This is a genomic window from Streptomyces sp. SAS_281, assembly GCF_052542855.1.
Window position 1 is genome coordinate 136,743 of record NZ_JBMNDO010000002.1, and the last position, 13,066, is coordinate 149,808.

17 protein-coding genes are annotated in these 13,066 nt (G+C 71.5%); 16 read left to right on the forward strand and 1 reads right to left on the reverse strand.

Features of this window, described 5'->3' with window-relative positions; genetic code table 11:
* Positions 1 to 162: 162 nt before the first annotated feature.
* Positions 163 to 609: a hypothetical protein gene (locus ACN6LM_RS01890; protein WP_445063488.1), complete on the forward strand. Its 447-nt coding sequence runs from the start codon at positions 163 to 165 to the stop codon at positions 607 to 609.
* Between the two features lie 61 nt (positions 610 to 670).
* Here ACN6LM_RS01890 and ACN6LM_RS01895 read toward each other — a convergent pair whose 3' ends face one another.
* Positions 671 to 1,234, reverse strand: a complete 564-nt coding sequence (locus ACN6LM_RS01895) for an HNH endonuclease (RefSeq protein WP_445063489.1) — start codon at positions 1,232 to 1,234, stop codon at positions 671 to 673.
* A gap of 251 nt (positions 1,235 to 1,485) precedes the next feature.
* Between ACN6LM_RS01895 and ACN6LM_RS01900 the strand changes: the two genes are divergently transcribed.
* The 15 genes from ACN6LM_RS01900 (at position 1,486) to ACN6LM_RS01970 (ending at position 12,916) form a co-directional block, all read left to right on the forward strand.
* Positions 1,486 to 1,911 (forward strand): hypothetical protein, encoded by a 426-nt coding sequence (locus ACN6LM_RS01900; RefSeq protein ID WP_445063490.1) that lies wholly within the window; start codon positions 1,486 to 1,488, stop codon positions 1,909 to 1,911.
* Positions 1,908 to 2,750: a relaxase/mobilization nuclease gene (locus tag ACN6LM_RS01905; protein WP_445063491.1), complete on the forward strand. Its 843-nt coding sequence runs from the start codon at positions 1,908 to 1,910 to the stop codon at positions 2,748 to 2,750. Before ACN6LM_RS01900 ends, ACN6LM_RS01905 begins: the two co-directional genes overlap by 4 nt.
* 13 nt (positions 2,751 to 2,763) lie before the next feature.
* The gene (locus ACN6LM_RS01910; protein ID WP_445063492.1) at positions 2,764 to 3,459 is read left to right on the forward strand and encodes a hypothetical protein; all 696 of its coding nucleotides are present in this window, start codon (positions 2,764 to 2,766) and stop codon (positions 3,457 to 3,459) included.
* 23 nt (positions 3,460 to 3,482) lie between these two features.
* Entirely contained in the window at positions 3,483 to 4,241 is a 759-nt protein-coding gene (locus ACN6LM_RS01915) for a hypothetical protein (RefSeq protein ID WP_445063526.1), read from the forward strand.
* 360 nt (positions 4,242 to 4,601) lie between these two features.
* Positions 4,602 to 4,880 carry a hypothetical protein gene (locus ACN6LM_RS01920; RefSeq protein WP_445063493.1) on the forward strand — a complete coding sequence of 93 codons (279 nt, stop codon included), beginning with the start codon at positions 4,602 to 4,604 and terminating at the stop codon, positions 4,878 to 4,880.
* Positions 4,881 to 4,896: 16 nt separating this feature from the next.
* Positions 4,897 to 5,304 (forward strand): hypothetical protein, encoded by a 408-nt coding sequence (locus tag ACN6LM_RS01925; protein WP_445063494.1) that lies wholly within the window; start codon positions 4,897 to 4,899, stop codon positions 5,302 to 5,304.
* Positions 5,305 to 5,342: 38 nt separating this feature from the next.
* Positions 5,343 to 5,558 (forward strand): hypothetical protein, encoded by a 216-nt coding sequence (locus ACN6LM_RS01930; protein ID WP_445063495.1) that lies wholly within the window; start codon positions 5,343 to 5,345, stop codon positions 5,556 to 5,558.
* A 22-nt stretch (positions 5,559 to 5,580) separates the two neighbouring features.
* Positions 5,581 to 5,964: a hypothetical protein gene (locus tag ACN6LM_RS01935; protein ID WP_445063496.1), complete on the forward strand. Its 384-nt coding sequence runs from the start codon at positions 5,581 to 5,583 to the stop codon at positions 5,962 to 5,964.
* Positions 5,961 to 6,761 (forward strand): DUF317 domain-containing protein, encoded by an 801-nt coding sequence (locus tag ACN6LM_RS01940; RefSeq protein ID WP_445063497.1) that lies wholly within the window; start codon positions 5,961 to 5,963, stop codon positions 6,759 to 6,761. Before ACN6LM_RS01935 ends, ACN6LM_RS01940 begins: the two co-directional genes overlap by 4 nt.
* A gap of 28 nt (positions 6,762 to 6,789) precedes the next feature.
* A complete protein-coding gene (locus ACN6LM_RS01945) occupies positions 6,790 to 7,929 on the forward strand; it encodes a DUF317 domain-containing protein (RefSeq protein ID WP_445063498.1) in 1,140 nt (379 codons plus the stop codon).
* Positions 7,820 to 8,242 (forward strand): hypothetical protein, encoded by a 423-nt coding sequence (locus ACN6LM_RS01950; RefSeq protein ID WP_445063499.1) that lies wholly within the window; start codon positions 7,820 to 7,822, stop codon positions 8,240 to 8,242. Before ACN6LM_RS01945 ends, ACN6LM_RS01950 begins: the two co-directional genes overlap by 110 nt.
* Entirely contained in the window at positions 8,239 to 8,991 is a 753-nt protein-coding gene (locus ACN6LM_RS01955; RefSeq protein WP_445063500.1) for a DUF317 domain-containing protein, read from the forward strand. Before ACN6LM_RS01950 ends, ACN6LM_RS01955 begins: the two co-directional genes overlap by 4 nt.
* Before the next feature lie 46 nt (positions 8,992 to 9,037).
* Complete coding sequence (locus ACN6LM_RS01960; RefSeq protein ID WP_445063501.1) at positions 9,038 to 10,831, forward strand: type IV secretory system conjugative DNA transfer family protein; 1,794 nt, start codon at positions 9,038 to 9,040, stop codon at positions 10,829 to 10,831.
* A gap of 391 nt (positions 10,832 to 11,222) precedes the next feature.
* Entirely contained in the window at positions 11,223 to 12,005 is a 783-nt protein-coding gene (locus tag ACN6LM_RS01965; protein ID WP_445063502.1) for a hypothetical protein, read from the forward strand.
* A 98-nt stretch (positions 12,006 to 12,103) separates the two neighbouring features.
* Positions 12,104 to 12,916: a hypothetical protein gene (locus ACN6LM_RS01970; protein ID WP_445063503.1), complete on the forward strand. Its 813-nt coding sequence runs from the start codon at positions 12,104 to 12,106 to the stop codon at positions 12,914 to 12,916.
* Positions 12,917 to 13,066 lie beyond the last annotated feature (150 nt).

Genomic DNA, 13,066 nt, shown 5'->3' on the forward strand with positions numbered 1-13,066 from the left:
ACCCTCCACAGCGACGCAGGCCACCACCCCAACCGCCGACGAAAGGCACACGATTTGAAGCCCCAGACCAGCAGCCCGACCTCGAACGTAACGCCCAGCAACCGGAATTCCCCGGGGGTCAAGACCGTCTGGACCGTGATCCACAGCTGTGGACACGAGGTAATGCACAATCTCTCCGACCGGGCGGCCGACCGCCGGTCGGGGTTCGCCCGCTGGCTCGCCGGCCGGGACTGCACCGACTGCTGGAAGGCGGCCCGTGACGCCGACACGAAGTCCAAGGAGGAGTGGCTCGCGGCCAGGCGAGCTGCGGAGCAGGAGGCTGCCGCCGCGTGGGCGAAGCAGTTCGACATGCCGCAGCTGGAGGGACCGGAGAAGGCCCTGGACTGGGGCGAGCGATCCCGCCACCAGCTGATGACCTCGGCGTACGCCGCCCTGGTCGTCGAGGGTTCCTGGGACGAGGCGGACTGGGCAGAGTTGGAAGAGAAGGCCCGCTCGATCACCCGCGCCGGGTGGTGGATCGACCAGCGTGAAGCCGAGGGCTGTGACCTGCTGGAACTCCTGGATGCCGCCGGTGAGGGCGACCGCGGGACGGAGAACCCGTTCCGCTGACGGCGGCCAGCACACAGCCGGGCTCGTGCGTCAGGCAGGCCCTCCTGTGTACAGGTCACCGTCACGTTGTCTCGCCCTCTGGGATCGGCTCCATCACCTGCCCGAGGCGGGTTCGTACGACCCTCATGCGCGGCGGCGGGGGCGGCTTCGGCCAGCCTTCCTCGCGGGCCTTCTCTACGCGGCTCGAAATCCAGCCACGCCAGAGATAGACCGGATCGTTCTTCCCGAGAAACCAATAGCGGTCAAGGAACCAGTTTCTGCGCGCCTCGTCGTCCAACTCCGACTTGACCCCCTCGACGCGAGCCATGACCTCGTCGAATTCGTGCTCGATTCTCGCCCGCATCCACCAGAGGCCCTTGTTCCCGTGTGGCCAGGTGCTGGCTTCCGCCCTGTCTCGCTGATACGTCAGCTCAGCAACCCACGCCAACAGTCCCTTTGCGCTCTTGCCCTGGTTGCACGGCTCGCAGGCCGGGACCAGATTGGACCAGTGGTCTCGGCCCCCGTGCTTCACAGGAATGACGTGGTCGATCTCCTGTGATTCTGCGAAATCGCAGTAGACGCAGCGCCCCATGTTGGTGAACAGCACCATCAGCCTGATCCACATGTCCTGCTTCTTGCGGCCCAATGCGCCCTCCCCGCGCTCGGGAGGAACTTAGCGGGCACCACTGACAACGGGCGGCGGACTGGTGCAAGGTCAACCGCGTCAGCGAGTTGCGGGCCCCCGTCGCGTACCACCGGATCGTCCGATGCGATCAGGCTCGGTGCCGATCCGCTTGTTCGCGGCGCAACATAGCCGAGGATCGCCGGTTAGCCAAACCGGCGATCCTCCGGACCATTGTTCCTCCCACCGCATCCGCCCCGCGTGGAAGGAATCGCATGTCTCAGCTCCCGCCCGACCCCGTGGTCGCGCTCACTCCCGACCCGCTCACTCCCGACCGGGACGTCACCCACGCCCACTTCCAGGCCGGCGACACGGTCGTCATCCTGAAGGGCGTAGCCGGTGGCGAGCTGTGGGGCGACGCGATGCGCGTGGTCGCACCGTCCTGGCATCTGCCGACCGACGAGGACGGCTGGCGGCTGCGCGACGCGACCGGCGGGCAACAGTCCTATGTCACCGCCCACCCCCGGTACCTCGTGCACCTCTCGCGCCGCTGCCCGGACTGCCTGATCCACCTGCGGGCCATGGAGGACGCCCTCCTGCCGAAGTACCCCGACGACAACGCCCTGATCGACTGCGGCTGGTACACCACCACCGCCGTGGGCCAGCTGGTGCACGTCGCCGACGTCCGGGCCGGCCGGTGATCCCGCGTCTCCACGAGCAGACCGATACCCCGTACGATCCGCTCGCCGAAGCGCTGGGGCGACCCATCTCGCCGAGCGAGCGGCTTCCGGAACGCAGCGTCGTAGCCCATTGGCCGGGCCTGGATGACTATGACCTGGACCCGAGGAGGACCTGGACGCTCGCCCGGTGGGCCGATCACCTCGACGAGGCCCTCCTGGAGCATCCGTTCGCCGCCGGCCCGGACGGCGAACGGCGGGCGATCCTCCACCTCGATGTCCGGCTCCACCCCGACGACCGGCCGCTGACCGGCCCGGAGTGGGGTGAGGTCGCCCACCGGTTCGTCCGCGCCGCCGGCGTCGAGATCCCGGGCAAGGGACACGGCTGCCGGTGGATCGCCGTCCAGGCCCAGCCAGGGCGCCTCGACCTGATTGCCAACCTGGTCCACCTCGACGGTGCGTGGCACGCGCCGCCCGCCGACGTCCTGCGGCGTCTCACGGGCGAGGCCCGTCGCGTGGAGGAGGACCTGGGCCTGATCGCGGTGCGCACCGCATCCGCGGCTCGGGTCGCCTCCGGGCCGGTACCGGCGGTGTCGTCCCAGCTCGCGAGTGTGCTCGCGCAGCTCGCCGACGAGCAGGCCGGACCGCTGGCCACGGTCCGCGGACTCGTCGAGCACACCGCACATCGCATCGCCTGCCTTCCCGGCGCCGCCGGTGTCGATGCTGCGCACCGCCTGGAGCTGATCGCCCACCGCCTCCACGGCATCCAGCAGGACCTGGACGCCACCGCCGCTGACCTGGTCCGGCCCCGGGTCGCCACCACGCCGTCCGCCGCCCGGCCCCCGGTCCATCGAGCCTTGTAGGAGAAACGTCTCTTTGCCCGTTGCCGACCGCTTCCTGGACATCCGCCGCGACCCGCACTCCGACGAAGTCCTCGCGCGCGGCGGGGACCCCGGGGCGCACAGCATCCTCCAGCGCGCCGGGTTCGTCGCCGTGGTCCGTCTCCACGAGACCTACCACCGCACCCCCACCGGGCTGACCGAGCCGGACGAGACCCGCCTCGCCACCGACGCCGTCGCACGGCTTCGCGTCGCCGGGTACCACGTCGGCTGTCACCAGGACTTCGACTCCGGCTCCCGTCCGGCCAGTTACCTGCCGCTGGGCGCCTCCGTCTCTCACCTCGCCCAGAAGATCCACGAAGCCACCACGACCGACGAAGTGGCCGATGCTCTGACCGAGCTGACCGCCGCCCACGACGGCATCCTCACCGCTCTGGGTGAGGTGCTGGTCGCCACCGCCGACTTCCATGACGGGCTCGGTGAGGCGGCCGACCCGCACATCGCCCGACGGCTGCACTACCTCGCCGACGAGCACCTCCGCGTCCTCCGCAGCGACCTCACCCACACCCGCAACGCGCTCGCCGACCGGCACGCCCCTCACCCCGGCCGCAGCACCTGCACCGAAGAGGTCCCCGCCACCGAACGCGAACGCTCCGCCGTGTGCGCCTGCCCTCCCCCACCGCGCACGCTTCCGGCCCCGCCGCCCCCGGTCGCCGCCGGCCTGCGCCGCTGACCCTCACCTCGCCCAAGGACACCATGCACCACCACGACACCTCCGAACGCCTCGCCTCGTACGCCGACGTCCTCGCCGGAGAACTCCCCGACACCTGGACCAGCTCCTACCTCCCGCCGGACGCCAAGGACGATCTCGCCGAACTCGCTGATCGCATCTGGGACCTGGACCTGGTCGCCGCCTCCCTCACCGAGCACCCGCTGCGGCAGGCAGCCGTCCTGACCCGCCCGGACGGCGCCCAGCTCGTCCTCCTTGAGCGGCGTGACGAGCGCGACGGCTTCCTCGTCGCCGCCGTCGCCCCGCGCGCCCTGCCCGACGAGGCGTACCGCGCCGTCCCCGAACCCAACGGCATCGCCCTGACGGACGACCCGTTCCTGAGTGCCGAGCAGGTCGCCAGCGACCTCCTTGTCCGTTACGACAGCGCCCTCGCCCAGGTCCGGGACAACGCCCTCGGCGGCATCCAGCCCTCCCAGCCGGACCGTCTCGTCCTGACCTGGCAGCCGGACGGCAGCGTCGCCACCGCCCCCGTCGGCAACCAGGCCGGTGCCGTCCTGGAAGCGAACGGCTTCATCCAGGACCCGCAGAGCGGCATCTACCGCCTCGGCACGGATGACACCCAGGCGCAGGCCCGTGCCCTGCGTGCGATCGGCCCCCAGCTCGAAGCCCTCGGCATCGGCACGGCGCTCCAGCACCCGGCCAGCCGGACCGCGCCCACCTCGGCCCCGGCGTCCGTGCCACATGTTCCGGCCGGCACCCGAGCCCCGGCCGCCCGGACTCGATGAGCCAGAAGGAACCAGATTTCTGGGTGCTGGAGTACGTGACCATCACCCAGGACCCCCGCACCGGTCTGGTCGTCGCCATCGGCGGGACCGAACGGGCGGCGGACATCCTTCAACGAACCGGCTTCCTCTCCGCCCCCGGGCCCCGCTGCGACTACCACCGGCTCCCCCACGCACTGCCCTTCGAGGAACAGCGCCTGAAGGGCGACCGCCGCCGCGCACGCCCTGCTCACCGCGGGCCACAGCGTCCACCTCGACCCCTCCCTGAACACGCTGGCGACACCGGACGGCGACCGGGAGGCGGCCCTGCGCTATATCGCCCAGCTCGCCGAACGGACCTTCGCCGCCAAGACCAGCAGTGAGGTGGCCGAGGTCCTGACCGAGATCGCCGCCCCGGTCCACGGGCTGCTTCCCCTCGTCCGGGAAGTCGTGGTCGGGTCCTGGAACGCTGCGATCCGCCAAGACGCCCATGGCAAGGAAGCCGGTCCCGTCGCCCGACTCGGGGACACCGCGGACTCGCTGTCCCACGCCGCGTACCTCATCCGCCTCGCCCGCGACCACGTCGGCGGCACTCCGCGAGAGCCAGCCGCCCCGTCGCTGCCGCCGGGCCCCGCCCAGTCACCGGCCGCCCGCCGCCGTTGACCCAGAAAGGAGATCCGTGGCCAATCTGGCCGACGAATACGGCACGGACGTGGAGCTCTACGTCAAGCCGTTGACCACCACCATCCACGCCGACACCCCCACCGGTGCTCCCGCAGCGCTCCACGAACTGCTGGAACAGCTCGGTCTGGAGCGCCACGAGAACCCCGTCGGCTCGCCCCTCTACATCTGGCACACCGTGCCCGATCACCTCGATACCGATGAGCAGAAACGCCTGGCGACCCGCGCCATCCCGGCCCTGCGCCTGGCCGGGTACAAGGTCAACTGCACTCCGGAAGTCTTCGACGAAGCCGCCTTCCAGCAGGCCGCGCACGAGGCCCTCGCCCGCACGGCCCACACCTCACCGCGGAACCCGGCACCGGCCCCCTCCTCCTCACGCCCCGCACCAGCCCGTCGCACCCCGTAAGACCGTTCGTGCGGCCCCCGGCCTCGGCCGGGGGCCGCTTGCCCCGCCCCGCTCGACCTTCGGAGAAACCCGTAGCACCCCGTACACCCACACCGATCACCTCCCTGCTCAAGCCCCGCCTCGCGACAGCCCTGTTCCGCCGCTACCTGCGCGCCTGCATCCCGACCGGCCCCAACCAGGTCTCCCCACTGGCCGGCGCCCGCCCAGAGTCGGTCCTCGCCGAGACGCAGCGCGTCGGCCACCAGCACCACTGACCGCCCACCGACCCGGAGGAGCATGTCCCACCCCGCCCCCTACCCCGTGCGACTGGCCGACGAGATCGCCCGACAGCTCGGCCTGCTGACCGACCACCTCGCCCAGCTCCCTCCCCACGAAGCGGTGCAGGTCATCGCTCACGTACTCGACCCGGAGGACGGACTGCTCGACGGCGTCACCGGCCTCGTGTCCGTCAGCAGCACGTTCGCGAAGGCTCAGGCCGAGCGGGGCGTGCTGCCGGCCGAGGTGTGGCTCGCCCTCGGCCGAGCCGCCAACGACCTCGACGCCATCGGAGGAGACCTGGACGAACACCGTGTCACCCTCCGGCGGGTCGGTGCCCAGCCCGCCGCAACAGCGGCGAAGCCACCGGTGCCCGCCCCGCTCGTCATCCGGCGGCACCGATGAAGAGGACGTGGCAGGGCTGGGGGCCGGGCGAACAGGCCGAGCAGCACTACCTCGTCCACCCCCGCGGCCTCGCCGGCGGCGGCGACGTCCGCCACGTCTCCGAGTTCCTACGGGCCTCAGGATGGCGGGACCACTCCAAGACCGGCGGTCCCCTGGCCATGGAGAGCCCGGACCGCACCATCCGCATCTCGTACCACCCCTACGTCCTGCCCGGCGGATGGACCGTCCACGGCGCTGCGAGCGGTCACGGCGACGAGTGGTCGGCGCACCTGGGCCGGCAGACCCCGGTGGAGATCGTCGCCGGCCTCACCGACGCCCTCACCCGGCCGCGCTCCGCGCACGCCCCCAACGTCTGGGCGCCGCTGCAGGAGCAGAACTGGCACACGCGATTCGAAGGCGAGCACTACACCGCAACCAGCCCCGACGGCACTGCCTGGATGCAGTACCACCAGGGCCCCGACGGCGAGGCGATGTGGTGGACCGGGGCGAAGGACCGCCAGGGCAACGGCTGGACCGCGAACTTCTCGCCGAGCACGCCGATGCACCTGGTGCAAGCCTTCTCGGCCGAACTCGCCAACCCCGACCCCGTCATGCGTCCGCGCGGACACGTTCCGCTGAGCACGCAGATCCGCACCTGGTCGGTCTCCGTCAAGCCCTCCCAGCTCAGCGCGTGGCAGCAGGCCCGGATCACGGCCGCCCGCGCCGCCACCTGGGCCCGTAACAGCGCCCGCACTTCCCGGCCGCGCTCCACCCCCCGCCCTTACACCCCCGCCAGCGGCGCCCGGACCCGCCGCTGACCCGTCCTGAGACAGAAGGAGGACCACCGTGATCACCTGGCGTCAGCTCGACGCCTTCGCCAACGAGTACACGAACAAGCTCGGCTCGCCGGTCTCCCCGCGCTACCTCGCCGGACCCGGCGACCCCCGGCACGTCACACACGCCCTGCGCGCCGCCGGCTGGAGCACGCCCTGCGACCCTCTACACCCGGACATCCGCATGCAGAGCCCCGACCAGCAGCACGAGCTGGTCTTCAAGCCCTCCGCCCAGTACACGCGCAACTGGTGGACGGTGCACAGCGGATTCGGCCCCAGCAACTGGTACGCCGCGTTCAGCGGCTCCACGCCGGTGGAGATCGTCGCCGGACTCACCGACACCCTCCTGCTCCCCGAGCCGGAGGAAACCTCCCGGGAAGACTTCGCGGCCATCCTCACCACACGCGGCTGGGAGCACACCACCGATGAGCTCGGCGGTCACCAGATCATGTCGCCCGACCTCACCGCGATGGTCGAGCAGCGGATCTCGCCCTCCATGGGCCGTTGCGGCTGGGAGATCGAGGTCGCCCGCTACCGGGGACCGTACGGGCCCGAGGGGCTGTTGTGGCGGGCCTCGTTGGACATCCGAACGCCCAACCATGTGCTCGGCGCCGTCGCCACCGCCCTGTCCGACCCGGCACCCGTGCCGCGCCCGCGCTTCGCCATCGACGAAAGCCCGCACCTGACCGTGGGCCGGGAAATCGTGATCGGCGAACAGATCGTGACCGCGCACCAACAGCGTCTCGCCGAGGCCCGCCGGCACCGCCCCACCACGCCGCCGATCGCGGCCAAGCCGGCGCCGAACACACCCGTCGTCGCGTCGCCCGCCCGCCCGCAGCCGCTGACCACCGCCTTCGACACAAGGAAACACCCTGACCACACCGTCCACCACCTTCCCGCCCGACCGGCACGCCCTCCTGCTGAGGCGGCTGGAGGCGTTCCTGGTCGAGAGCGAGGCGATCCTCACCGCCTGGGACGCCTACTCCGACGAGCACACCGACGCCGACGGCTGGCCGTACGACGAGGTGTCGTACGGCTGGCGCATGGTCCAGCGGGACTCCGAGACCTGGAGAGCGTTCCAGGAGGTCCGCCCCTCGGCCCGGGAGCTACTCGCCACGGCCGCCGTCCAGCTCCAGCACATCAACGCCGGTGACATCGAGCCCCGATGGGCGTGGCAGCTCGCCGAGCTCGCCCGCGCCCTGGAGAAGCTGGAGACGCTCCAGCGCGGGCATGCCGAAGTCCGCGAAGCCCGGCGGGCCTTGCCGCCGGTGTCGCAGGAGGAGTTCGTCGACTCTCTTGCCGAGCGCAACGAGGAGGCGTGGGACTCCCTGGACACCTGGGCCACCCAGGGCCGGGCCCTCCTCGGCATCCACGCCGTCGCCCTCAAGGCACCGACTCGGATCCTGGGTGCCGTACCGGCCCCGGCGGCGTCGCCGGTACGGCGCCCGGCCGGGAGGCGCGGGTGAGCGTCAAGGTCGAGCAGGCGCTCATCTCGCCCCGCTACCTCGCCGGCCCCGGTGACCCGGCCTGGATCACCGCCGCCCTGCACGCCGGCGCCGGGTGGAGCCACGGCCACGACCCGCTCATGCCCCGGGTGATCCTGACCAGCCCCGACCAGAAGTCGATGCTCCGCCTCGAGCCCCATCCGAACGAGCCGTGGTGGCACCTTTCGCATCGCGACGGCCGCACCGGATCGGTCTGGAACGCCTCCTTCGACGGCGGGACGCCCGTCGAGCTGATCGCCTCGGTCACCGACGCGCTCACCGACCCCGGCTACAACGCGCGGGCGATATCCGCCCCCTACCAGCCGCTGTGGGATGCCGAATGGGACTCCGTTGGCAACGGGGAGTTCCGCTCGCCGGACGGCCGTGTGAGGGGCGAGCACTTCAATCTCTCCGGCAGCCGCAACTGGCGTGTCACGGCCAGCCTCGACGAGGACGACCCCGTGTGGAAAGCCTGGTTCAGCGGCGGCACACCCCGAGTTCTCGTGGCCGCGTTCATGCAGGCACTCGCCGATCCGGAGCCAGTACGCCGCTCCCACGAGCAGACCGTCGGCCTCTCCCGCCGAAGGATCACCCTGCACTGGCAGGAGTGGCTGGCCGAGAGCGTCGCCCGCACGCTGCCGGAGCGGATCGAGCGCCTCGCCGCCCGCCGCGCCAGTCCGCCACCGCCCGCGCCTCCCACCCCGCCGCCGGCGCCCCGCCGCGCCCGTTGACGCTCCCCCGCCCCACCAGGGGCCGCACCGTTCAAGGAACCACCGCTTGCGCTCCGCTCCCTCCTCCAGTTCCAACGGCTACGACATAGCCCTGAAGGTCCTCCTCGGCGCCTTCGCCGTCGGCCTTCCCCTCGCCTCCATCGCCTGGCTCGGCGGCAACCTCACCGCCTGGGCCACCGGCACCGGCACGTGGGCGCCCTACCGGCCGGCCGATGCTCTCCTGCGCCCCGAACAGCTGTGGCCGCAGGCCGGAGAAACGTCTCTGCTCCTGGCCACCCGCGTCATCCCCGTGTTGGTGACGCTGCTGCTCGCCGCCGCTGGCGGAGCCGTGTGGCTGCGGTACAAGAACCGAGGTGGTGGCCGGAAGCAGAAGGTCGACGGGATGGCCAAGGCCCGCGACATCGAGCCGCTGCTCGCCAAGGCCATCGAGTCCAAGGCGCGCTCGCTGCGGCCGAGCCTGAAGGCCGCCAAGCACATCGAGCCGCGCGACGCCGGCGTCCTCCTCGGCAACCTCACCGGGACCCGTCACGAGGTCCGCATGGGCTTCGAGGATGTGGCCGTCGCGATCATGGCCCCGCGCTCCGGCAAGACCACCAGCCTGGCGATCCCCTCCATCCTCGCCGCGCCCGGACCGGTCCTGCTGACCTCGAACAAGGCGGCCGGCGACGCCTACACCGCGTGCCTCGACGCGCGCGCCGCCGTGGGACGGGTGTGGTCGATGGACCCGCAGCAGATCGCCCACGCCGAGCGGACCATGTGGTGGAACCCGCTCGCCGACGCCAAGACCCTCGACGGCGCCGGACGGCTCGCCGGGCACTTCCTCGCCGCGAGCGTCGATGCCTCCCAGCAGGGCGACTTCTGGTCGAAGGCCGGCAGCAACATCCTGTCCCAGTTGCTCCTGGCCGCAGCCCTGGACGAGCGGCCGATCACCGACATCATGCAGTGGCTGGCCTTCCCGGCCGACCGCACCCCGCTCGACATCCTCCGCGATCACGGCTTCGCCGCGGTCGCAGCCCAGCTCAAGGGCACCGTCGAGGGACCGCCCGAGACGCGGGACGGCATCTACGAGACCGCCCGCCAGTACGCCGCCGCCCTCCTCAACAGCGAGATCGCCGCCTGGGTCACCCCGCAGAAGGACACCCCCGAGTTCCGGCCGGCCGACTTCGTGACCTCCACCGACACCCTGTTCCTGCTGTCGAAGGACGGCGGAGGCGGCGCCTCAGCGCTGATCGCGGCGTGCGCGGATTCCGTGATGCGTGCGGCGACCGCTCAGGCCGAGCGCGCCGGCGGGCGGCTGGACCCACCGATGCTCGCGATCCTCGACGAGGCCGCCAACGTCTGCAAAATCTCGGACTTGCCCGACCTGTACTCCCACCTCGGGTCGCGCGGGATCATCCCGATCACCATCCTGCAGTCCTACCGCCAAGGCCAGAAAGTGTGGGGTGACGCGGGCATGGACGCGATGTGGTCGGCGGCCACGGTGAAGGTGATCGGCTCGGGCATCGACGATCCGGACTTCGCCGACAAGCTCTCGCGGATGATCGGCGACCACGACGTGGAGACCACCTCCACCTCGGTCTCCGAGTCAGGCAAGTCGACCTCGATCAGCATGCGGCAGGAGCGGATCCTGCCTGCCGACGCCATCCGCGCCCTACCCAAGGGCAGCGCGTTGTGCCTGGCCACCGGCATGCGCGTCGCCATGCTCGACCTGCGCCCCTGGTACGCCGAGCCCGGCGCCGACGAACTCGCCGCCGCCTCCGCCCGCGCCTCGAAAGCCATCACCGCCCGCGCCGTCGCCAAACAGCGACCGTCCAAGGGCGACTTCGAACAGGCCGCGTAACGGCTCTCTTCCCCTACCGCTGACGGGCCCCGGCCCTGTCCGCTCACACCGCCCCCACGAACAGGACGTTCCTGAACGGAGGTTCTCCCACGTCTCCCAACGCCCCGATCGCGCACGACGTCGCCTGTGCGCTCGCCGGCCGGATCCGTCCCTGCGCCGCACACCGTGACGTGACCGTACGCCTCGACGCCCGTCGGCAGGCGGCGGCCGGCGACGTCCCCCGGTCCTACCGCGGTCCGATCACGGTGTTCGCCCAAGCGATCCCCGCCACGCTCTTCGGCATGCCCCCGGTCGCTTCCTCGACCGTCACGCGAACGGCCAAGTCGGGGAGGGGCCTGTGACGCCGGCCGAGCACGAACACCCCGTCAGCCCGAAGTCACCGGAGATCCCGATGCCTGCTCGTCTCCTCGCCCTGGCCGAGGAGTTCGCCAGCTTCCACGACGACCTGCAACTCCTGCGCGTCGGAGAGCATCTCTCGCGGGAGATCGCCGAGGCCCTCGCCACGCGGGCGGGCGCCATCTCCTGGTACGTCCAGGACGTCCAGAAGGCCACCGCACGGATCCCCCTGCCCCTCAATCCCGTCGCCCACGACATCTACATCCGGATGACGCTGCTCGCCACGCAGGCCGCGACAGCCGCTGACGACCTGCGGATCACCGAGAGCCTCCTGCGTACTCTCTCCGCTGAGGAGATGGCGCAGCGGCCCGGTGGCCGTACCAAGCACGTCCAGGACACGCTCATCGAGGCGGGGCGGCACGTGGCCGCGGCCAGGACCCTGACCGCCCTGGGAGCACCCGACCTCGTCGGTGCCGCCGGCGATCTCGCGGTCGCGGTCCGTGCCCAGCACGGCGCCGAGCCCGCCGCTGTGATGTCGTCCTCCCAGTACCTGTGCCTCCTGGCCGTCGCCCAGGGCTACGTCAGCGTGGACGCCCGAACGGTCGAAGAAGCCTGGCTGCGGCTGGACCGGCTGTCCATGGCCACGGTCCGCTCCCTGGAGGCGCAGAGCTGGGTCACCCGCGCGTCCCGCCCGCTGGACACGTCGCTCTCGGTGCGCTTGTACCTGACCGACGCCGGCCGCGCGGCGCTCGCCTCTAGGCTCGGCCGTCCCCCCGCCCCCACCTCGAAGCGGCCTGCCGCGCTCGCGGCGCAGCCCGCCCGAACCCGACTCCGCTGACCCAAGGACCGCCGCGCCGGCGCCTGCGCCGCGCCGCCCGGCGGCAGGGCCGGTCCTCGCGATCCCCTCTTCTTCTCTTCGCCAAGGAGTCCCGTTTCTTGACACACCCGTTCACTCCCGGCCCGATCGATGAGGACCTGTGGGCCCTGACCCAGTACCTGCTGAAGTGCGGCGACCTGCTGGACGGCCTCACGCGGCAGCCGGGCGAGGCACCACAGCGGCTGGCGGACACCATTCGTACCGGCAGCGCCCTGTACCGGACCTCGCTGCACACCGGCAAACTCCTGACCCAGGCATCACTCTCCGACGCTGCGACCACCATCGACGGCCAGGAGGCGATCGCCATCCTCCGTCGCCTCACCGAGGCCACCTCGAACGCCGCCGCGCGCGCATCGGACGCCGTCTCTGCCCTCGCCCACGGCGACACCGCCTCGGCCGACCAGTTGCTGGAGCAGTCCCGCGCGCACCTGTACCGAACGCCGGTGGCCGTCCAGGACGTCAGCGGCGCCCTGCTGCGGCACGACGGCTACCTCTACGCCCAGGAACAGGCGGCGCGGGAGAACCTCGGCACCAGCACCCCCACCGTCAAGGTCAGCGAAGCCCAGCGCAGCGGCCTCGCCGCGTTCGCCCGCGGTGAGGCCGTCGTCCACGAGAGCGCCGCGGGCACCCGAGAAGTCATCGCCCCTCTGTACGCGCACATGAGGGGCACCACCATCGACGCCCTTATGGACAAGGGACTGGTCTGCCTCACCCAGCTCGTCCAGCAAGACCGGTACGGCGTCCAGCTCACGACCGCCGGCGTCCAAGTCCTCGTATCGGCACGTCCGGTACGGAACTGCGGCCTCGTGCGCACCACGCCGACGCCGGTCAGGACGAAGGGCACCACGCTGCCCGCGCGTCCGCGACGGTGACGCCCCTGCCCGCGAAGAAGCCGCTCCGCCAACCTCCCGCGCGTCCAAGGGCCAGCTCCTTGCGGTCAAGGACGGCATCAACAAGATGCTCGAACAGGTCGACCTCACCGACGACGAGCGCGAAGCACTCGAAGGTGACCGCGAAGCGGT